At 56.9% G+C, this 21,032-nt stretch carries 23 protein-coding genes; 18 read left to right on the forward strand and 5 right to left on the reverse strand.

Annotated features, from left to right (window positions below):
- Positions 1–71 precede the first annotated feature (71 nt).
- From ABID47_RS22350 to ABID47_RS22360, 3 genes are all read left to right on the forward strand, one after another.
- Positions 72–677: a TetR/AcrR family transcriptional regulator gene (locus ABID47_RS22350; RefSeq protein WP_354500005.1), complete on the forward strand. Its 606-nt coding sequence runs from the start codon at positions 72–74 to the stop codon at positions 675–677.
- An 83-nt stretch (positions 678–760) separates the two neighbouring features.
- Positions 761–1,219, forward strand: coding sequence for an SRPBCC family protein (locus ABID47_RS22355; RefSeq protein ID WP_354500007.1), 459 nt, complete (start codon positions 761–763; stop codon positions 1,217–1,219).
- A gap of 159 nt (positions 1,220–1,378) precedes the next feature.
- The gene (locus tag ABID47_RS22360) at positions 1,379–2,500 is read left to right on the forward strand and encodes a DNA alkylation repair protein (RefSeq protein ID WP_326105986.1); all 1,122 of its coding nucleotides are present in this window, start codon (positions 1,379–1,381) and stop codon (positions 2,498–2,500) included.
- 119 nt (positions 2,501–2,619) lie between these two features.
- On the opposite strand, the gene ABID47_RS22365 is transcribed toward ABID47_RS22360, so the two are convergent.
- Entirely contained in the window at positions 2,620–3,684 is a 1,065-nt protein-coding gene (locus ABID47_RS22365; protein WP_354500009.1) for a bifunctional transcriptional activator/DNA repair enzyme AdaA, read from the reverse strand.
- A gap of 272 nt (positions 3,685–3,956) precedes the next feature.
- Here ABID47_RS22365 and rlmN point away from each other — a divergent pair, with 272 nt between their 5' ends.
- On the forward strand, positions 3,957–5,054 hold the full coding sequence (gene rlmN, locus ABID47_RS22370) for a dual-specificity RNA methyltransferase RlmN (RefSeq protein ID WP_354500011.1): 1,098 nt from the start codon (positions 3,957–3,959) through the stop codon (positions 5,052–5,054).
- Positions 5,055–5,180: 126 nt separating this feature from the next.
- Here the strand turns inward: rlmN and ABID47_RS22375 are convergent, their stop codons facing one another.
- Positions 5,181–5,546: a DUF423 domain-containing protein gene (locus tag ABID47_RS22375; protein WP_105445472.1), complete on the reverse strand. Its 366-nt coding sequence runs from the start codon at positions 5,544–5,546 to the stop codon at positions 5,181–5,183.
- Positions 5,547–5,617: 71 nt separating this feature from the next.
- Entirely contained in the window at positions 5,618–6,247 is a 630-nt protein-coding gene (locus ABID47_RS22380; protein ID WP_354500014.1) for a hypothetical protein, read from the reverse strand.
- Positions 6,248–6,665: 418 nt separating this feature from the next.
- Between ABID47_RS22380 and ABID47_RS22385 the strand changes: the two genes are divergently transcribed.
- The 12 genes from ABID47_RS22385 (at position 6,666) to ABID47_RS22440 (ending at position 16,541) form a co-directional block, all read left to right on the forward strand.
- Positions 6,666–7,640, forward strand: coding sequence for an AAA family ATPase (locus tag ABID47_RS22385; RefSeq protein ID WP_116233331.1), 975 nt, complete (start codon positions 6,666–6,668; stop codon positions 7,638–7,640).
- A gap of 5 nt (positions 7,641–7,645) precedes the next feature.
- Entirely contained in the window at positions 7,646–8,737 is a 1,092-nt protein-coding gene (locus ABID47_RS22390) for a DUF58 domain-containing protein (RefSeq protein ID WP_354500016.1), read from the forward strand.
- Positions 8,734–10,008, forward strand: coding sequence for a DUF4129 domain-containing protein (locus tag ABID47_RS22395; protein ID WP_354500018.1), 1,275 nt, complete (start codon positions 8,734–8,736; stop codon positions 10,006–10,008). Before ABID47_RS22390 ends, ABID47_RS22395 begins: the two co-directional genes overlap by 4 nt.
- Before the next feature lie 207 nt (positions 10,009–10,215).
- Positions 10,216–10,848 carry a 3-hexulose-6-phosphate synthase gene (gene hxlA, locus ABID47_RS22400; protein WP_089549588.1) on the forward strand — a complete coding sequence of 211 codons (633 nt, stop codon included), beginning with the start codon at positions 10,216–10,218 and terminating at the stop codon, positions 10,846–10,848.
- A gap of 1 nt (position 10,849) precedes the next feature.
- Positions 10,850–11,416, forward strand: a complete 567-nt coding sequence (gene hxlB, locus ABID47_RS22405) for a 6-phospho-3-hexuloisomerase (protein ID WP_354500020.1) — start codon at positions 10,850–10,852, stop codon at positions 11,414–11,416.
- 128 nt (positions 11,417–11,544) lie between these two features.
- Positions 11,545–11,907: a winged helix-turn-helix transcriptional regulator gene (locus ABID47_RS22410; protein WP_076172132.1), complete on the forward strand. Its 363-nt coding sequence runs from the start codon at positions 11,545–11,547 to the stop codon at positions 11,905–11,907.
- Positions 11,908–12,112: 205 nt separating this feature from the next.
- Entirely contained in the window at positions 12,113–12,988 is an 876-nt protein-coding gene (locus ABID47_RS22415; RefSeq protein ID WP_116233337.1) for a diguanylate cyclase domain-containing protein, read from the forward strand.
- 21 nt (positions 12,989–13,009) lie between these two features.
- Positions 13,010–13,153 carry a hypothetical protein gene (locus ABID47_RS22420; protein ID WP_251678379.1) on the forward strand — a complete coding sequence of 48 codons (144 nt, stop codon included), beginning with the start codon at positions 13,010–13,012 and terminating at the stop codon, positions 13,151–13,153.
- On the forward strand, positions 13,146–14,441 hold the full coding sequence (locus tag ABID47_RS22425) for a glycosyltransferase family 2 protein (protein ID WP_354500023.1): 1,296 nt from the start codon (positions 13,146–13,148) through the stop codon (positions 14,439–14,441). Before ABID47_RS22420 ends, ABID47_RS22425 begins: the two co-directional genes overlap by 8 nt.
- A 70-nt stretch (positions 14,442–14,511) precedes the next feature.
- Positions 14,512–14,880 (forward strand): hypothetical protein, encoded by a 369-nt coding sequence (locus tag ABID47_RS22430; RefSeq protein WP_116233338.1) that lies wholly within the window; start codon positions 14,512–14,514, stop codon positions 14,878–14,880.
- 278 nt (positions 14,881–15,158) lie between these two features.
- Positions 15,159–16,019, forward strand: a complete 861-nt coding sequence (locus ABID47_RS22435; RefSeq protein ID WP_354500026.1) for an AraC family transcriptional regulator — start codon at positions 15,159–15,161, stop codon at positions 16,017–16,019.
- Positions 16,020–16,220: 201 nt separating this feature from the next.
- The gene (locus ABID47_RS22440) at positions 16,221–16,541 is read left to right on the forward strand and encodes an MGMT family protein (protein ID WP_354500028.1); all 321 of its coding nucleotides are present in this window, start codon (positions 16,221–16,223) and stop codon (positions 16,539–16,541) included.
- 85 nt (positions 16,542–16,626) lie between these two features.
- Here ABID47_RS22440 and ABID47_RS22445 read toward each other — a convergent pair whose 3' ends face one another.
- Entirely contained in the window at positions 16,627–17,535 is a 909-nt protein-coding gene (locus ABID47_RS22445; protein ID WP_354500030.1) for an aminoglycoside phosphotransferase family protein, read from the reverse strand.
- Positions 17,536–17,551: 16 nt separating this feature from the next.
- Positions 17,552–18,553 carry a phosphotransferase gene (locus ABID47_RS22450; protein WP_354500032.1) on the reverse strand — a complete coding sequence of 334 codons (1,002 nt, stop codon included), beginning with the start codon at positions 18,551–18,553 and terminating at the stop codon, positions 17,552–17,554.
- 215 nt (positions 18,554–18,768) lie between these two features.
- On the opposite strand from ABID47_RS22450, the gene ABID47_RS22455 reads away from it, so the two are divergent.
- Together ABID47_RS22455 and ABID47_RS22460 are read left to right on the forward strand one after the other, a co-directional pair.
- Positions 18,769–19,620: a MerR family transcriptional regulator gene (locus ABID47_RS22455; protein WP_354500034.1), complete on the forward strand. Its 852-nt coding sequence runs from the start codon at positions 18,769–18,771 to the stop codon at positions 19,618–19,620.
- A complete protein-coding gene (locus ABID47_RS22460; protein WP_354500036.1) occupies positions 19,617–20,876 on the forward strand; it encodes an MFS transporter in 1,260 nt (419 codons plus the stop codon). The genes ABID47_RS22455 and ABID47_RS22460 overlap by 4 nt, the downstream gene beginning before the upstream one ends.
- Positions 20,877–21,032: the final 156 nt, after the last annotated feature.

Raw genomic sequence — 21,032 nt, forward strand, 5'->3', positions numbered from 1 at the left:
TACAATGAATCAACGGAATGTTAGTAATTACTAACATCGTCCGGATGACGACTCCAAAGGATGCTGACACAATGACGGAATCAACGACCAACCGGGACAGACTGATGCTGACCGCTATTGACCTGATGGCCGAGAAGGGATATCAGGGAGTAACCACGAAGGAAATTGCCGCAGCGGCGGGAGTGATAGAGATGACGCTGTTCCGCCAATTCGGCACCAAGCTGCAGCTGCTGGAACAGGCGATCGACCGTTTTCATTATGCGGGCGAGATGGAGGAGCTGTTTTCCACCCGGCTGATATGGAGCTTGCGTGAAGATCTGCTGCGGATAACCCGTGCCTACCATGACATCATGGATCGGAACCGGAAGCTGGTGCTGGTCATGCTGCGCAGCGCGGAGCTGTCCGATCTGCGCGACCGGGCCCAGGATCATCCGCGGCAGCTGCAGCAGCTGCTGACGGCGTACTTCCAGGAAATGCACCGGCAGGGGAAGGTGAAGGCCATAGATTCCGAGGCGCAGGCTATGGCTTTTATGTGGATGAATTACGGTGCCTTCATTTCCCGTCTGCATAACGCGGATTTGATTACAGCCGTGTCCCAGGAGCAGTTTTTGCAGACGAGCATCGCATTGTTCGTCGATGCCCTTACTCCGATGAACGAACGGATTAAAGAGCGGTAGAGAACGGGCAGACGGTGGCACGGGATGCTCGATCGGCCGGGACAGGCCAGGCAACTATTTTTACATTGCGAGGAGCGGTGACAATGAGCAAATCAACAAGCAAGCTGGCGGTACCCATTGCGGATGATGCAGCAAAGCCCGTGGGATTGACCGCCGCTGCCGGGTTTCAGGTCGGCGTCCGGAGAACGTTTCCGGTATCACGGGAGGCGGCGTGGTCCTTGTTGACTTCCCCACAGGGCATGATGGTATGGCTTGGGAAATTCCAGGCCCTTGAATTCAAGCCGGGAACGACGTATACGTCCAAGGAAGGAAACCACGGCGAGATTCGGGTCGTTAAACCCGGGGAGCAAATCCGCTTGACCTGGCAGCGGCCCGGCTGGCCCAATCCTTCCACGGTCCAGATCCGCTTGCTGGAGGCCAAGACCGGAACGACGATCAGCTTCCATCAGGAAAAGCTGACGGATATCCAGCAGCGTGAGCAGATGAAGGCATATTGGGAGGAGGCAGCGGACCACATCCGGCAGCAGCTGGCTGCAGACTGATCGAAGGCATGGCCTCAACGAATGGATCATTGAGTAAAACGCCGCCACTTGAATCGCTTGATTGAATCGAAGGAGCCGTAAGGCCAGTAAGACGACTTGGAGAGTTGATTTCCTCCTCCGCTGCGGCTTACTATAATAACTTCAGGAGGAGGTCTGCCGATGGCTGAACTGAAGGCAGTATACAATGAGGAATTTTTGCGCGGATTCGGGGCGAAGGTTCATACGGCCCACGCCGCGTTTGATACAGATAAGTTTGTCAAAGACGTCATGGACGACACGTGGGAGGAACTTGAGCTGAAAGCCCGTATGCGGCGGATCAGCGCAAAGCTGGGCGATCACTTACCCGCCCGATATGAAGAGGCGCTGGAGGTGCTCTTCGCGATCGACGAGCATTGTGCGGGGTTTCCGTACCTGTTCTTTCCCGATTTCGTGGAAGTGTTCGGGCAGGCGCCGGAGCACTGGGACCTTTCAATGAAGGCCCTCGAGCGCTTCACGTCCAAATCTTCGGCGGAGTTTGCCGTCAGGCCCTTTCTGCTGCGGGACCCGGAACGGATGATGCGCCAGATGACAGCTTGGGCGCAGCATCCGGACGAGCATGTCCGGCGCCTGGCCAGCGAAGGCAGCCGGCCTCGGCTGCCGTGGGGACAAGCCCTGCCGATGTTCAAGAAGGATCCGGCGCCGGTGCTGCCCGTACTGGAGCTGCTGAAGCAGGACCCGTCGCTCTATGTCCGTAAGAGCGTCGCCAACAACCTGAACGACATCGCAAAGGACCATTCTGACGTGGTGCTGGAGACGGCAAGGCGCTGGAAGGGTACTCATCCGCATACCGATTGGATTATCCGCCACGGCTGCCGGACCTTGATCAAGAAGTCCCATCCGGAAGCGATGGCTCTGTTCGGCTATGCAGAGTCATCCGCGGAGGAACCGCTGGCGTCCGCCGCTTCGCTGACGGTAGAGCCGTCCGAGGTCGCGGTCGGGGGCAGCACAGAGCTTCACTACGAGATCCGCGTCCGGGACGGGCAGCCGGCCCATATCCGGGTGGAATACGGGATCGACTTTGTCAAAGCCCGCGGCAAAATATCGCGCAAAGCGTTTTTGCTGTCGGATAAGACCGTACCCGGAGGCTCCCGCCTGTCGGGGACGCGAACCCATTCCTGGGCCGATCTGACGACGCGCCGCCATTATCCGGGCGAGCACCGGATCGTGCTGCTGGTCAACGGCCGGGAGGCGGCCTCCGCCAGCCTTGTGCTTACGGGCAGCGGCGGGGAGCAGCAGGCATAGGCGGAGCATGCGAAGTCAAAACAAACAGGAGTACCCGAGCGGTCGTTGGACCTCAAAGGGACTCCTGTTTTTCGTGATCCGTGATCGGCGTGCCTTTATATAAGCAGGGAACGCTCCGATCAGTGCTGCCGCTGGTTTGAAAGAAACTGCTTCTCATGCTGAAGCAGCCAGCTTTTACGCGTCAGTCCGCCGCCGTAACCGCCCAAGTCGCCGCTCGCATTGATGACGCGGTGACAGGGAATGACGAGGGCGAGCTGGTTGGCGCCGTTGGCCTGGGCTACGGCCCTGAAGGCCTTCGGTTTGCCGAGAGCCCCGGCCAGCCCGGAGTAGGAACGGGTCTCGCCCGGCGGAATTTGCACCAGCTGCGCCCAGACCGACTTCTGGAACGGAGAGCCGATCAGATGCAGCGGTGTAGTGAATACGGACAGACTCCCGTCAAAATAAGCCGTCAGCTCCTGCTCGATGGAGCGTATGGGAGCGGTGACGCCCGGGATGATCGCCGATTTCGTCCGCTGGCGCAGCCGCTCCACTTCGCGCTCGAGGCCCCGCCGGTCCACAAACTCCAGCAGATACAGCGCCTCCTCGTCGGCGATCGCGACCATCGGGCCGAGGCGCGTATCGATCCATGCCGCGCGCAGGATGCGGCTGTCTGCGGATTTCGCCGGAGCCGCCCCCATGATGCGGGAGAAGGCGTCCCGGAATCCGCTTCCGGATTCATACCCGCTCGACAGCTGGGCGTCGATCACCGCCTGGCCGGACCGGATCTGCTTGAATGCGAGCCCCATGCGGCGGGCGCGGGCATACTCCACAAAGGTCATGCTAAACCGTTTTTTGAACTGCCTCCGCGCCGTCGAGGCATCGATGTCGAGCTCATCAAAGTCCTGTTCCTTCCACCGTTTTTCCGGATAGGCCTCGACGGCTTCGACCAGCTTCTGGACGACCGGCGAAACGTGATTCGGATGGGACAGCGGGCGGCAGCGCTGACAGGGCCGGAAAGAAGCAAGCAGCGCCTCCTGCGCGGTCTCGTAAAACTCACAGTTTTCATATTTGGGCTTTCTGGCCGGGCACGTCGGGCGGCAAAAAACCCCCGTCGTTTTGACCCCGACATAGAAAATCCCCTCGTACTCCGACTTTTTATCGAGCAGCGCCTGATAATACTCCATTTTATGTTCAGCCGTAATCATGACCGGCCTCCTTTTTTCATCATCCTTTACTCTTATTATAGACCAGCCCTGCGAATCCCCGCCGCCGAAAATCGGGCACTGATTTTTAAATCATCGTTCTTTTTCAACAGGACGCCGTAATGGCGGAGCCAGCAGCCCCCATCCGTGGCTAAATTCCCGCTGCATCCCTTGTTTTAACAAAAAAAATTTGGGACAATAATAGACAGATTGCCTGCCGGATCTGGTAAAGTAGAGAGAGTATGCATTTAAAGCTTTTGAAAAGAGGAAAAACGATGAACAAACCATCCATCTATGGATTAACGTTCGATCAGCTGTCTGCATGGCTGCTTGAATATGGACATAAACCATTCCGCGCCTCTCAGGTGTGGGACTATCTATATGTACAACGGGTCACCGATTTTGCCGATATGACGGATGCCAATCCGGACTGCGTGAAGCTGCTTGCGGAGCATTACGTTATCCAGACGCTCGAAGAGCATGTGAAGCAGGAGTCGGCCGACGGGACGGTCAAGTTTCTGTTCCGATTGCAGGACGGCAACCTGATCGAAACGGTGCTGATGCGCCATAAGTTCGGCCTTTCCGTCTGCGTGACGACCCAGGTCGGCTGCAATATCGGCTGCAGCTTCTGCGCGAGCGGACTGCTGAAGAAAAGCCGGGACCTGTCCTCCGGGGAAGTTGTGGAGCAGCTCATGAAGGTGCAGCTGTTCCTGGACCAGAACAAGCCGGGTGATCTCGTCAGCCATATTGTCGTAATGGGCATCGGGGAGCCGTTTGATAATTTTGAGAACATGGTCGACTTCATCAATGTGGTCAAGGACCGCAAAGGGCTGGCGATTGCCGGCCGCCATATTACTGTATCGACCAGCGGGCTGGCTCCGAAGATCATGGAATTTGCCGACCGCGATTTGAAGGTGAACCTGGCGATTTCGCTGCATGCGCCGAACAATGAGCTGAGAACCCGGATTATGAAAATTAACAAGGCTTATCCGATTGAGGAGGTCTTGAGGGCCATGGATTACTATCTGGCCAAAACGAAGCGCCGAGTGACGCTCGAGTATATTTTGCTCAAGGACGTCAATGACGGCAGGGAACACGCGGCTGAATTGGCGGAGCTGATCGGTGACCGCAGACAGCTGGTCAACGTCAACCTGATCCCGTACAATCCGGTCGATGAGCACAGCCAATATCAGAGAAGCGCTCAGGAGTCGATCCTGGCTTTCTATGACACGCTCAAAAAGAACCGGGTCAGCGTCAGCGTCCGGCTGGAGCATGGAACCGATATCGACGCGGCCTGCGGACAGCTGCGCAGCAAGCAAATCCGCAAGGAAAACGGCAGAGGCGCGGGCCAGGCCAGCGCGGTAAACGGTTGAGGCAGGCATCCTGTTTTACAGGGTAGCTCCCTTTTTAAAACATGAAGATCACGAAAAAGCCTGCAAATCTGCAGGCTTTTGTCATGCCTAGGGGCATTTATACGAAACAGCCCTATTCTCAATCGGTTAGCCAGCCACAGCCACGATGAATACGACCCATCCCGCCAAAAAGGCCACCCCGCCGATCGGCGTAATTGCCCCCAGCTTGCGAATGCCGGTCACGCTCAGCGCGTACAAGCTTCCCGAGAATAACAGAATTCCCGCAAACAGCAGCCATCCTGCGAGCTGGATGGTGCCCGCATGTGCGGCGGATGGGGCATAGAGGCCCATCAACAGCAGGCCAAGTCCATGAGCCAAATGATATTGGACTCCCGTCTGATAGGTTTTCTGCCGGTTATCATCGAGTCTTTCCTTCAGGGCGTGCGCCCCGAATGCGCCGATGGCCACGGCCAAAAACATCATGATTCCGCCCAGAATGAGCAGCGTGTTCACATCAATCACCTCTAAGCGTCATCATACGTTCTGGCGCGGCGGCCGTCAACGAATTGGATTTGACTGTTTTCTTAATAATGACGGCGGATATGGTGATTCCGTTTTTTCTTCTTCACAAACTTGTTCGTGCCGCTAGCGCCGGGTCCGCCGCCGACCGAGTCCTGCTGTCTGGTGCAAGGGCTGTCGATGGTGGAGTTGGTGCCGCTCGTGCTGTGTGTGCCGGAGCCGCTGGCAATTTGGGTGGCGGCAGCCTCCTCGCTTCCCTCCGGCATTTGAACCCGCTGGTGATTCAGGACGAAGATGGCTTCCTTCTTCCGGCGGTGCGAGCGTTTCCGCTTACCGCGGCAGGCGTGAGCGGGCTCGCGGAGGATGCTGATATTATCGGCGGTGCCTCCGGCTCCGACGCTGACCTGCTGGTCCGTATTCGGGGAACCGATGGCCGCGTTGCTTCCCGACGCACTGCTGTGGCCTGCACCGCTGGCGATCTGCGTCGTATTCGGTGCGTTGGTGAATTGATCGTTAATGACAAACACGAACTTATCGAACCTGCGGAGCGGAACTTTGGTCGTCAGCCGTTTTTCGCCTCGGACGATGCTGACGATGAGCTTGCCCTGTGACCGTGAACGAGAGTGTCTCTTCAGTCGTCTTGCCATATGCCGGCGGGCATAACCGCAACAGTGGCTTTTAAGATACCTCCTCATATCACCCATCCTTTGTCTGTGGTATGGTTCATCCTAGTGATGTTTGCCGGATTTTGTGAGGGACAACTGTCTCGTAGGGGCAAAAAATAGGGCGTTTGATATAGAATGAACTAAAGAAATGAATGTTATAGGCCACTATTGAGTTGTTATAACAGGAAGATCAAGCAAAACGTTAGTTCAATCGATTTAGCCGGATTTTACCCCTGATAGGTGATTAATGCTTCTGTCGGTGATAAAATATAGCAAAACCGTCCGGTCATAGAGAACGGCCTGCCGGAAGATCTGTAGCTGAACCGTTCCCGGCGTAAAGGTCCAGTCTGCCGGGGGTATCAAAGACACTTGTAAACGCTTTAATCATAAACCGTAGATTGCCTTAGCTTAAAGCGCGGGCAGTCATACAGGAGAGGATGGGAATGCAATGCAGGTGAATCAAGTTCGCGAGTTGGCTGTGAAACTGAAAGAGAATATCGGGAGAGTCATTGTCGGCAAAGAGGGAGAAGTGGAGCTGCTGCTAACCGCCTTGCTGGCGTCAGGACATGTGCTGCTGGAGGATGTGCCGGGGACCGGTAAAACGCTGCTTGCCAAAAGTTTGGCGGCGTCCCTGTCGCTCAGCTTCCAACGGATCCAGTTTACCCCCGATCTGCTGCCGTCGGATTTGACGGGCATCCATTTCTACAACCAGAAGGACGGCGAGTTTCAGTTTCGCCCGGGTCCGCTGTTCTCGCGGATCGTGCTTGCGGATGAAATTAACCGGGCCACGCCCAGAACCCAGTCCAGCCTGCTGGAGTGTATGGAGGAGCGGCAGGTCAGCATTGATGGGCAGACGATGGCGCTGGAGCGGCCGTTTATGGTGCTGGCCACCCAGAACCCGGTCGACAACCAGGGCACGTTTCCGCTGCCCGAAGCCCAGATGGACCGCTTTATGATCCGCATGAAGCTGGGGTACCCATCCGCAGCGGAAGGGAAGGAGATCTTGAAGCGGACGCAGGGACCGGCCGGCTTAACGGCAGAGCGGGCCGAGCGCACGGCAACAGCCGACGAGGTGCTGGAAGCCCAGCAGCTGTGCACGCAGGTGAGCGTGAGCGAGGACTTGATGGGATACATCGTATCCCTGGCCGAAGCGACCCGCGTCCATGCGGAAGTGGCTCTTGGCATCAGCCCCCGCGGAACCCAGGCGCTGCTGCGCGCGGCGCAGGCTTATGCTGCGTTAAATGGACGGGAGTATGTACTCCCCGATGACATTAAGCATCTGCTGGTGCCGGTCTGCGCTCACAGACTGGTGCTCAAGAAGCGCTACGGCGGGCAGCATGAGGCCGCCCGGCGCATTCTGCTTGAGGTGCTGGATCACATCGCAGTTCCCAGCGAAGCGGGACTGGAAAGCGGCGTGAGATAATGGCGATGCTGTGGTTGCTTCTGGCCTGCGGCGGCGTGTTGGTGCTGCAGGGCCTGATCCTGGGCAGGGGATCGCTGCGGAATCTGACGTACGAGCGCCATTTCAGCACGGAAACCTGTTACGTGGGGGACCGGATCGAAATGGTCGAGGTGATCGAAAACGGCAAAATGTTTCCGGTGCCCTGGCTGCGCCTGGAAGCGATGCTTCCTTCGTCCCTGATGTTTAAGCGCAGCCGGGAAACCTCGATCAGCGAGGGGAATATTTATCAGAATCATACGAGTTTATTTATGCTCCGTCCCCGGACCCGGATTACCCGGACGCATCAAATCCAGTGTACCCGCCGGGGGATCTACCGGATGGACTCGGCCACGATGACCGGCGGGGACCTGTTTGCGGTCTACACCCCGTCACGGCAAATTACGCTCAGCAAACGGCTTGTCGTTTACCCGGAGCTGCTGGGCGATGACCGGCTGCCTTCCTCCTGGAAGACATGGCAGGGGGAGCTCGCGGTGCGGCGCTGGGTCGTTGAGGATCCATTCCTCATTACCGGAATCCGGGAATACGCCGCGGGAGATCCGATGAACCGGATCCACTGGAAAGCCACCGCCAGAACGGGCGAGCTTCAGGTGCACAAGCACGGCTATACCGCCGATCCGCGGGTCATGATCTGCCTGAACATCGAGGTGTCCGAGCAGATGTGGAATGTGGTGACCCGGCCGGAGATGGTCGAGGATGCGCTGTCCTATGCGGCCACCTGTGCCGCTTCGCTGATCCACCAGGGTATGGCCGCCGGCTTCACCCATAATGCGTCGGTTAATCCGGAGAGCCAGGCCATGCTCCGGCTCGATCCGGATTACGGCACGGCCCATTTGGAGAACCTGCTGGAGGCCATGGCCGGTGTGGACATGAAGACGCGGATGTCATTCCACGAAATGCTGCGTCTGGAAGCGGAGCGCGAGCAGGAAGAGACGGTCGATTATCTGCTCATTACGGCGCATCTGTCTGAAGCGGTCCGGGAGAGCATCCACGGACTGGAGAACAAAGGCCACCGCGTATCGGTTGCGGAATGGCCGGATGCGAGGGAGGCGGCGGTATGATACGTCAGCAAGCGCAAGCCCGTTACCGGGGAGCCGGGGAAGCACTATACTTCTCGCTGCTCGAGTCCGCCTCGCTGTACCCTGTGGCCGTGCTGCTTGCGGCATATGCGCTGCCGCTCCATCCGCTGCTCATCTGGCTGCTTGCCGGGGTTGTTCACGCTGCAGGCGTGCTGGCCGGCCGGGAGCAGTCCCGCAGCGGGGGCGGACGCCTGTGGACGCCGATCCCGCTGGCGGCCGCTGTTCTGCTGCCCCTGGCCGTGTTCGGGTTGCGGCTCGCCGCGGCGCTGGCCGCTGTGGCCCTGCTGGCGGCTGCGATCCGCGGGCTGATCGCCGGGCGCAAGCAGTGGTGGAAGACAGCGGTGCAGCGGCTGCCGCTGATCGGCCTTGGCGCCTCGCTCGTGCTGTACATTACGGCCGGCCAGGTCAGCGCCCTTCATCCGCACCGCACGTCGCTGTACGTGATGGCGATGATTACGTTATTCACCCTCCTGCTGCGCATGAACGGCGAGCGGGTCCGGGACGCCTCGCACGCTGAGCAGGCCGACCGTCAGCTGTTTGGCCGGATCCTGACAGCAAACCGCTCGATGACGTGGATCGTCATTGCCGTCATCGCCCTGCTCAGCGGATGGAAGGGCCTTGGTGCGATCTTCCTCTTCCTGCGGGACGGCCTCCGGTCTCTCCTCCAAGGCTTGGGAGGAAACGGACAGTCTGTGGAACAGCCTCCGCAAGCACCCGCCGATCCGATGATGCCCGATCTGTCCGGAATGGATCAGGGTCCGGTGCAGCACCCGATGTGGCTGAAAGTCATAGGCTATGTCGTCCTGGGCATTCTTTGCCTGGCTGCGCTTGTTTTGCTGGGGATGCTGCTGTATAAGCTGTTCCGGCGCTGGCTTCCGGAGCGCATCCGAAGCTGGGTCCGGCGCCTCGCTTACCGGCTCGGGCTGCTGCGCCAGATCCGGCACATTTCCGAGGAGACGGCGGACTTCGTGGATGAGGTCGAGCGAATCGACCGCGTTGCCGCCAAGCCCCGCCGGTTCCGCCGCTTCCGCAAGGAACCGGATATCAGCGGCAGCGACCCGCGTCAGGCTTACGAGAGCCTGATCCGCCGTGCGGTCAAGAAAGGATTCGCGTTCCGGGCGAGCCGGACGCCTGCGGAGAACGGCGCCGAGCTTGCAGCGGGAGAGAGCTTTACCGGCATGGCGCCGGAAGCGGTCCATACGCTTATCGAGCGGTATAATGCCGTGCGGTACGGCGGGAAAAAGGAGCAGTAGAAGCCCTGCTCCGGCCAGCATGATGCCGTACACTTTTGGTCGTGAAGGTCCCCTAAAGGGGGCCTTTTTTGTGTTCTTTGGACCTCCAATAGTTACGCCGAGGTAACTTCATTACGATAAAGTGCCTACTTACGCAAGCGAAATAGAGCCACTACAATGGGGTTGTGGTTCACGAACCAAATCGATCATAAAGGAGACAAACGCACTATGGAACTTCAATTGGCACTTGATCTTGTCGATATTCCCGGAGCCAAGGAAATCGTAAACGAGGTTGCTGAATATATAGACATCGTGGAAATCGGAACGCCGATCGTCATCAATGAGGGGCTTCGGGCGGTGAAAGAACTGAAAGAAGCCTTCCCTTCCCTGCGCGTGCTGGCAGACCTAAAAATCATGGACGCCGGCGGATACGAAGTCATGAAGGCATCCGAGGCCGGAGCGAGCATTATCACCGTGCTCGGCGTCTCAGACGATTCCACCATCCGTGGAGCCGTGGAAGAAGCTAGAAAGCAGAACACAAAAGTCATGGTCGATATGATCAATGTGAAGGATATTGAACAGCGCGCCAAGGAAATTGACCAAATGGGCGTGGATTATATCTGCGTGCATTCAGGGTACGATCATCAGGCTGCAGGCATCAGCTCCTTTGAAGACCTGCTGACGATCAAACGCGTGGTGAACCGCGCCAAAACGGCCATTGCCGGCGGGATCAAGCTGAGCACGCTGCCTCAGGTGATTGCGGCCGGCCCGGATCTGGTTATTGTGGGCGGGGGAATCACCGGTCAGGATGACAAGCGGGCTGCGGCATCGCAGATGAAGCAGCTGGTCAGTCAGGTCTAAGATGAACACGGCCGATTATGCCCTCGAAATTACGAAGGAGCTGCAGCGATCGATTACCCGCATCTCGAATGGAGAAGCGGATCAGTTGGCTGAGATGATTCTTGAAGCCGGAAATGTGTTTGTGGCGGGAGCCGGCAGGTCGGGCCTGATGGGCCGGGCGCTGGCCATGCGGTTAATGCATCTCGGAATTCCCGCATATGTGGTCGGCGAGACAGTGACACCGGGAATCGGCCCGGGGGACCTGCTTGTCATCGGGTCCGGGTCAGGCGAGACGCAAAGCTTGGTCACGATGGCCAGAAAGGCCAAGGAGATCGGAGCAGCGGTCGTCACCGCAACCATTCACCCGGATTCCACGCTGGGCCGGTTGTCCGATCTCCCGGTCCGTCTCCCGGGTACGCCCAAGGATCAGCAGACAGCGGGCAGCGGAGAAAAGGCGACTATTCAGCCGATGGGATCGCTGTTTGAGCAAACGCTGATCATTTTGTACGATGCCGTTATTCTCCGGTTGATGGAGCAGCGGGGTCAAGATTCCTCCCAGATGTTCGGCAGACACGCCAACCTGGAGTAAAGCTTCACCTGAAAAAGATACCAATCCAAACAGGAGCCATCCCGGAGGTCGCAGACCGAGGGATGGTTCTTTTTTGCATCAAGCGAAAAAGCGAATCGTGTAGTATCCTATAAGAAGGAGGTGGCAGCGTGGCAACGGAAATTAAAGACCGTATCAATTTAAAAGAAATCAATTGCGCGAAGGAACTGACCCTTGCCGTGATCAGCGGCAAATGGAAGTTGATTATATTGTGGCATCTGGGGCTTGAGGGGACGAAGCGGTTTGGCGAGCTGAAGAAGCTGATCCCCAATGTGACCCAAAAAATGCTGACCAACCAGCTTCGGGAGCTGGAAGACGATCAGCTGATTTCGCGGAAGGTATATCCGGAGGTCCCTCCCCGGGTGGAGTATTCGCTGACCGAATACGGCCGCTCGCTGATGCCGGTGCTGAAGATGATGTACGACTGGGGCAGTCATTATGGGGACCGGGTCATTTGGAAGGACGATCATTAACAGGTCGGCATTCTCTTCATCGGAATGATTTTTTCACGTACTTAAAAAAATATGAAGTTCAATCCCTCGCAGAGTCCGAAGGCAGCTGAGTAAAAAGCCGCCGCTTTGCGGGGGTGTTTTTTTGTGACATCGTCTGTAAATGGGGTAATAATTAGAAATTGATTCCAATTTTGGCTGCTGTAGCTGCTGTAAAGGAAGGATGCCGATGAAAGACCAAACGCCGACACGACGTATTGAAGCAGGCTATCTCATCCTTGTGTTTGTCATCATGATTCAGGAGCTGCTTATTTTTATCAAGGTATATGCAGATCAAGCCTATACCACACAGGAGCTGCTGTTCAGTCTAGGGACATTGGCTGCGCTGCTGATCGGCTTCTTTATGCCGGTCGGCGTCACGGCGGTGGCCGTCTTCTTTTATCTTGTGAGTTATTTTGTGTGGCTGAACACTTATGCACATGTGGATATCTTATCTTTCTCATGGCTGCTGCTCGTTCCCGCCAACATGATTCTGGCCTCCGTGATTCATTCCGGGTTGATCCGCAACCGGAGACTGATCGAGCGGCTGGAGGATTTGAAGGACATGAGCCCGCAGCTGGACCTCGATACGTCCCTCGGGAACAAGCTGTCCCTGGAGGATGCCGTCATCAAACACTCCAATCTCGCCAAGCGTTATCCGCAGCGTTACGACTTCTGTATGGCGATGTTTAAAATCGAATTTTTGCCGCTCGTCAAAGAGTCGCTCGGTTCCAGGCGGTACGCTCGGCTGCTGCTCGAGTTATCGCACACGATCCAGAAGCAGATCCGCTACGAGGATTATAAATTTTTCATCGACCAAGGGCGTTTTGTGGTCTTGTATCCGATGACGAATCAGGAGCATTTGCAGCAGCTCACCGCCCGGATTAAGCAGGCTATGATGAATGTTGAAGCCGTCGACCGGAGCGGGAGCCCGCTGAAGCTCGTCATCCGCACGGGGGCGCTCGTGTTCCAGCCGGAGCAGTTCAGCAAATATGAACATATCGATGCGGTCATTGCCGCATTGGAGCGCAATACGGAGACCGATCTGATCGGTGAGTATGTATAAGGAGAAAGGAGGGGCGCCCGCATGTCGTATGCCAAGTGGTTTATACCTGTATGTATCGGCGTCAGCATCCTTTTTGCCGCAGCGGTGCTGGTGCTGACGATCGCCACGCTGATGTTCCGGGCCAAAGTTAAGAAAAAATACGATCGGGGGAATTTCAGTGGCTGACGTCATCCTGCTCCTGTCGATCGTATCGATCTGGATCGCCGTGCTGGAGTCGATTGTCATCATGTCCGGGGCGATCCGGTTTGTGTACAGGCAGAACCGGGGGGTTCTGGTTCGCAGCGGGCAATTGGACGATTTTCCGACCGTGACGGTCATGGTCCCCGCCCATAATGAAGAGTTGGTCATTACCGCGACGGTGGAACATATTCTGCAGCTGTATTATCCCCCGGACAAGGTCCAGATCATCGTAATCGCCGATAACTGCACCGACCGCACTGCGGACAAGCTGAAGGCACTGAAGGCCAGAACCAGCTATAAAGACAGAGACCTGCTCATTTTGGAAAGAACCGGCACCGGCGGGAAATCCGGAGCTCTGAATGATGCGCTGAAGGAAGCTACCGGCGATTGGATTTGCGTCTATGACGCCGATGCCGCACCCGAGCACAACGCCCTCTACTTTCTGATCCAGAAAGCCATGGAGCAGCCAGAGCGCTACGGTGCGGTGTTCGGACGCAACAAAGCGCGCAACCGCGGGCAGAACCTGCTGTCGCAATTCATCAACCTGGAGCTGATCACGATCCAGCGGGTGCATCATACCGGTCTGTGGGAGCTGTTCGGTCTGGGAACGATCCCCGGGACCAATTTTATCGTCAAACGCTCGCTTATGGAGGATATTGGGGGATGGGATGAGCACGCTATCACGGAAGACACGGCGGTGTCCTTCGAAATTTTGGGCCGCGGCCAGCTGATCGCGCTCGCACCGCAGGCCGAAGCCTATCAGCAGGAGCCGGAAAGGCTCGGCGTCTACATGAAGCAGCGCCAGCGCTGGGCCAAAGGCAATTACAAGGTGGTCGTGGACAATATCCACCAGCTGTTTAATCGGAGCAGCTGGCGGATCAAGCTGCACGTGCTTTATTATGCCGCAAGTTATTTTTGGTTCATGGTGGCGATTATCGTTTCCGACCTTATTTTTATCGTCAACCTCGTGTACCAGATCATTGCGCTCTTTCACCCGGACACGGTATCTCCGTTCCAATTCAGCAGTGACCTGTATGTGTATCTGGTCATCGCCTGGGCACTGATGTACTACATTTATGTTCTTCAGATCAACCTGGCACTGGCCACCGATATCGGACAGAGCAACGTCAGGAACTTCATCCTGTCCTGTGTGTCTTACTTTACGTATGCTCAGCTGTTTCTGGTCATTTCGCTGCTGGCCTTCTGGTCGATGATCGTTGATAAAGTGACGGGCAGGCAGAGCAAATGGTATAAAACCAAGCGCTTTGGTTAGGCGCCTCTCACCATTGCCCAGCCGCGGCATATAATGGACCGACCGGTGCCTACAGAAAGGAGATCACGCCATGAGTTATCCCTCGTACGGTGGATGGTGTCCCCATTATTACCCGCGGCCCTATTACTATTCATGGATTCGTGAATACCCCCAGATCAAGACCGATACCCTCAACCAGTCCATTCAGGGATATTATTCGCTGATGGAGGAGGGCTACAAAATTCTCAACAGGCTGTCGGACCATGCCTTTGCCGTTCAGGTGATGACAGCCGCCCAGGCCGGCAACAAGCAGGAGGTGGACCGGCTGATGAAGTCGATCAGCAGCCAGTCGAAGATTTCGTCCGAGTTTTCTCCGAGCGGAATCGGGATTACCGTCGACCCGTTAGTTGAGACCGACCCTTGCTGCAAACTGGCCATGTTCCTGAAATGGGGAAAATAAACACAATGAACGGCATATGTAAGGATCATTCCAGTTCCACTGGCAGCCCGGAACCTTCGCGTTTCGGGCTTATTTGACGTTCTATGCGGAGTTCCCAAACAGCCGGGCCTCCTGATTTGTGCTGCCTTCGCGAAACGGAGTGCTGTACCCCCGTGTTCCTGTTGTATACTTAAGTTTAACGGAAGAATGTAACGGACAACCTGTTCGGCAATAGCACGGAATGACAGGATTTTGGCGAATGACGGGGTTATGATGACATACGAGGAGTGATCGGATATATGGCATGGGTAGAATCGCTGCAGCGGGCAATCGATTATATGGAGGACCACCTCTCCGAGGACATTACCATTGAGGAGATCGCGAAGCAGGCGCATTCGTCGCCGTTTCACTTTCAGCGGACCTTTACGCTGCTGACTGACATTACGATCGGCGATTATCTTCGGCGCAGGCGGCTGTCTCTCGCAGCAAAGGAGCTGACGGGGACGGATACCAAAATTATCGACCTTGCCTGCAAATACGGGTACGACACTCCCGAGGCGTTCTCGAAAGCTTTTCGCAAGCAGCACGGCGTTACCCCGACGGAAGCGCGGAAAGGGATCGGGAAGCTGCAATTTTATAACCGCCTGGTCATCCAGGTGAGTCTGAAAGGAGCCGAACCGGTGAAATATCATATTGTGGAGAGAGAAGCGTTCCAGGTCGTAGGAGTCAAGCGGGCCTTTTCCTGTGAAAATGGCCAGAACCTCGAGGGGATTCCGAAGATGTGGCAGGAGGTTCACCAGAACGGGGTCAACGACCTGCTGTTCCGCGTGAACAGCGGGCAGATCAAGGGTGTGCTCGGCGTATGCGTCGATCAAAGCGCGGTGAGACCGGAGGAGATGGACTACTGGATTGCGACCGAATGCGATCAGGAGGTGCCGGAAGGCTTGGAGAGGCTGGACATCCCGGCATCCAAATGGGCCGTGTTCGAAGTGCGCGGCCCGATGCCGGACGCGATGCAGAGCGCCTGGAAGCGGATTTTCTCCGAATGGTTTCCGTCCAGCGGGTACGAGTATACCGGCACCGCCGAGCTGGAGGTTTATACAGACGAGGATCCTTCCAGTCCGGACCTGTATTCGGAAATTTGGATTCCGGTGAAGTAACGATCTTTATAATCGCTCCAGCCCAAACAAGGCCGCCTTTTTAGAGGTGGCCTTGTTGATGTTGTGCCAGTGAAAAGCAATCGTTGATTTCCGGCCTGCTGTTACGGCTGGATTTTTGCAGGAAAGCCGGAAGCGGCCGGCGTATCAGTATATGATCGACCGCTTTAAGCATGAATCCCGTTTTGGAGGTTGGAGAAGCCAATGACGTCTTTTACGATGAACGTCATCCACATTATTCAAAATATACCGGAAGGCCGCGTGATGACCTACGGGCAAATCGCCGAGCTGGCGGGGAGCCGGAGAGCGGCAAGGCAGGTCGTGCGCATTCTTCATTCCTTGGGCAGGAAGCACCATCTTCCCTGGCACCGGGTCGTCAACGCGAAAGGCGAGATCGCTCTTGTGGAGGAGGAGTCGCGCATGCTGCAGATTCTGTATTTGAAGGGCGAGGGGGTAGAGGTCGACGCCGAGGGACGGATTGATTTGGAGGCATACCGCTATCATCCTGAGCCTGAGGCGGACTGAGGCCTTGCCACAGACTCCCTCCGTTCCAATAAGTGTAGCGGGGGGCGCTTTCCCGATGGATGCAGGGTAAATACGGCCGGGACATTCAGGAGGAAGCGAGCAATGCGCCCAGCTCTTTTTGATATTGCAAGAATCGGTCTGTAGAAGGGATGACCCGTGCGGCGGACTGGATCCCGCCGATTTTGATGCTTCGGACGACGGGATACGGTGCAGACAGCAGTGCATGCAGTAGGGAGAGATCCCGAGCGCTAAGCTGCCGGTGCCGCTGGTAGTATTCGACGGCGCGCAGCATTCCGCCCGCGTTCCAGGTAAAATTGCGGTGGAGAATGTGGGCTAAGTCCTTCATTCGCACATGCAGTGAGCTGTTTTCAAAGTCAATCAGATGCAGCTTTCCCCGCTTGTCTTTAATCAAGTTGGGATAATTATAATCTCCATGAATAAAAGCAGATGCCTGCTGCTCCGCTGTCATCGCCGCAAGAACGGCGGGCTCTCGCAGCCGGCCGATCACTTCTTCGCAAGGAGGGACTAAGTGGCGTGTATTTTCGTAATACCCAAGCAGGTCCTTATAATCCGAGACATCTTTCTCCAAGTCGAAATAACGCATCCTAGAGGCGGGGGCCTCCCCTGCGGGAAAGCCTTCGGCGGCAGCGTGAAATCTGGCCAGCGCGCGCAGACCTTTCCTCAAATCCGCTGCTGACCCAAAATCCGGCTGCCTTCCGTGCACCCAATTCGTCAGCATGTACACCGAGCCCTGATGGATCATGATCGGCGAAAGTGCGGTTGTAGGGTATACTTTTGGACTGCGGGTAAATCCCCGTTCGTCGAGGCAGGCAAAGACCCGGGCTATATAGAAGACTTCTTCCACTTGAACATCGTAGCCCTTCAAGCAGTAAGTACCCAAACGAGTCCGAATTCGGAACACGTCCTTCACCCGTCTGATTTCACGGATTCTCATGCCGTAGGTTTCTTCAATGCCGGTCCTGAAGTCCGTCACAAACATCACCCCTTGGTTATAGATTTGCCCACCTGCTCATGTATTCCATCGCCTGACGCCTGAGCACCCAGGTCTGGTCCATGGTCTTCAGCATCTCGGCGCTTCTGTTGCTCCGTGGGAACCGGACGGCATACCAGGCTTCCCGCGGCAAGCCGTATAATGCCGTGACCAATTTCCGCTCCGGTGGGCTTAAGGTCCGGATCCCTTCGTATCCCCTAAGAAAAGCCTCGATGAATGCGGTATTAAACCCGGTCGTATTCATAATCGTCTTGGCCGTATCCGCATAGGTGGAACCGACTCTGATAAAATCCCAGTCTATAATATGAAGACGCTCGTCATTTGCAATAATGACATTCGGCGGCGTGATATCGCCGTGAATTAAGGCCGGATTGGCCTTTTCCTGGGTGCAAAGCCGCGAAATATCCGGATGGCGGATTTCGGACCACGCCTCATCGGAGAAGCGTTTCCAATCCGCGCCGTATTTCCTGGCAGCTCTTCGGAGCGCCGGATTCGCGGAAGCAGCTTGAACCATGTTTTTCCGCAGATAACGATCCTTGACTTTCCACAGCCGAACTTGCTCCAAGGTAGCCGATTTCGATGTGGGCGGCAGCCCGCAGGGGAGGGTGTGAAGCTTTGCCAGGGCATGGCCCAGCTGCTCACAATCCTGCTCCGTCCCCATCGGCCGTCCATGAATCCACTCCGTCATATAATAAGGCTGCCCCTGGCGCATGACCCACAGCTTTCCCGAGTCGGCAGGAAGCCAGTCCGGCATAAAGCCATAGTCGCTGTTCATTAACAGACGAACATACTTTGCGGCGGATTTGATTTGGGCAGCCAGACCTGAGCGAAGGTGGGGATTCCGGTTATACGGCTTTAATGCAAACGTGCCCAGGTTCGTCTGGATCTGGATCACGGCGTTTTTCCGGTAAAACGATGAGACAGGCGTGGAGCGAAGGGTTTGCAGACGGAAACGCCGGGAAATGCTGCGGATTTCCCTTTGACTCAGTAGATGTGACATGGGTGGGGTCTCCCTCCGTTAGAAAGTAACTTAGACAGCAGCGCATGGTGTGGTGACCGTTGATTTTTTATCGTATTCTTTTTGTCATGAAAGGTATGGACATTCGCCTTGGATTTTGAAAAGCTTATGGATTCCTGGAACGATGGACGCTGGCACAGGGGTTGACTTTCCACTTAAGGGAAAGCTTTATACTGGAGCGGAGAGGAGGCTGGGAAATGTTCAAAATTACGGAATTTTCGAAAATTAGCCAGGTATCGGCCAAAGCGCTTCGCTATTACGACCAGATTGGGCTGTTGAAGCCGTCATATACCGATCCGGATACGGGATACCGATTCTATACGGCAGACCAGCTGAAGCGGGTTCACCGGATTCTGGTGTTTAAGGACCTGGGGTTCACCTTGGAGCAGATGATTCCGCTGCTGGACGGAGCCCTGGGCACGGAACAGATGCGGGCGATGCTTCTTCATAAATCGGCCGAAATTGCCGAGATGCTGAGGGAGGAGCAGGCCCGCCTGAACCGGATCGAGGCCAGGCTGGAAGAGCTGGACCGGAGTGGGGATGGAGAGCCACCCCTGGATGTCGTCGTGAGGCAGACCGGCCCTGAATGGATCGCTTCCATTCGGGAAGTCACTTCCAAATCAAAGGTTCCGGGGCTGATCCGGGAGCTGCGGCAGGCCGTCAAGACGCTGTACAAGGGCGCTCTGGACCAGAGGGTGATCGTTCTGTGGCACAGCTGCGCCGAATGCGAAGACGCCGTGGACCTGGAGGTAGGCGTTCCGGTTGCTGACCCCCTCCCGGACCAAGACCGGATCCGGGTTAGGGAGCTGAAAGGCGCCCGGCTTGCTTGTATAGCCCATTCCGCAGGCCTAGCAGGTTCCTATGAGGTCACGGCCAAGCTGGCCGGTTGGCTTGAGGAACAGGGATACGGCATTTCGGAGCAGGAACCGAGCCGGGAGATTTACTGGGAACTGCCGGACCAGCCGGCCAGCCCGGTGCTGTCCGAGCTGCAGATGCCGATCGTGGACAGACCGGGCGGAGCTCCCGGGGCAGAGGGGGGACAGGCATGAGGGAAAGAAGACGGGTTCCGTCCGGTATTCTGCAGGTCCTCCTGCTGGCGGTGGGCATATTTGTGATCAGTACGTCAGAGCTGCTCCCGATGGGTCTGCTGCCGGACATCGGGCGGCAGTACCAGGTCACCGTTCAGACGGCAGGCTGGCTCGTCACCGCCTATGCGCTCGGGGTTGTCGCGGGAGGACCGCTGCTGACGGTCGTTACAGTCCGGGTCCCCCGCAAACGCCTGCTCCTATACATGCTGGCCCTGTTCGGGGCAGGGAGCCTGCTCAGTGCAGTCGCGCCTTCCTTCGGACTGCTGATCGCCTCCCGCGTCGTCAGCGCCGTGGCTCAGGGGGCCTTCTTCGGTGCCGCCGTCGTCATGGCAGGCCAGCTGGCGGCTCCGGGACGGGAAGGCGCGGCCATATCTCTAGCCGGGTCGGGGCTGACGATTGCGACGGTCATCGGCGGGCCGCTGGGCACGCTGCTCGGACAGCAGTTCGGCTGGCGATTTCCGTTCTGGATGCTGGTCATCATTACGCTGCTCGTCGGAGCGGGCATCCTGTGGAAGATTCCAGACATGCCGCAGGTGACACGGCCTCAGATCCGCCGGCAGCTCGGGCAGGTCGCGCGTACGGGCCCGGTGCTGGCCCTGTTTACGACAGTATTCGGATTTGGCGGCGTCTTTTTGGCCTTTACGTATATCTCCCCGATCCTGCAGGAGATCACGGGGCTTCCGGAAGAGCGCATTTCAATCGTGCTGCTGCTGTTTGGGCTGGCGTCGGTGATCGGGAATGCCGCTGGAGGCAAGCTGGCCGACCGGCATCTTCATGCGGCTCTCTTGGGCAGTATGGGGCTGCTGATGGCAGTGATGATCGCCTTTTATTTCACGAGTACTTCGGTCGTTCCCGCACTCATTACGGTGTTTGTGTGGGGAGCGGCCGCGTACGCGATGGTCACTCCGCTGAACGTCCAGGTGCTGCGGCGGTCCGGCTCGGCGCAGGATTTGGCTTCCACCCTGAACATCTCTGCCTTTAATCTCGGCAATGCGCTCGGCGCCTTTATCGGCGGGTATGTGGCTGAGAGCAGGCTGGGGCTGTCCGGACTGCCGCTGGCTTCGGCCGTGATTGTGGCCATTGGCATCGCCTTAGCCGCGGGCAGCGTGATGCTGGAGCGCTCGAAGCCAGGAAGTGCAGAGTCTGCGGGGCAGGCGGAATGCGTGAATACTGCAGGCGAGGCGTCTTGCGGAATGAATCCCGGCGCCCAGTCATAGATTACAGGAAGCCGGATCATAGAAGCCGATGAGACCTCCCGAAGGCGGGAGGTTTTTTTGGTCTGTGCCGCTTTTTTCATTTTTTTCTGCTTTCAGTGTCACAAATGCTTCCCCTTCCTCGTGATATATGCAAAACCAAAGCGGGGAGTGGACGTT

It is taken from the genome of Paenibacillus favisporus (assembly GCF_040545415.1).
Classification (GTDB): Bacteria; Bacillota; Bacilli; order Paenibacillales; family Paenibacillaceae; genus Paenibacillus_AQ; species Paenibacillus_AQ favisporus.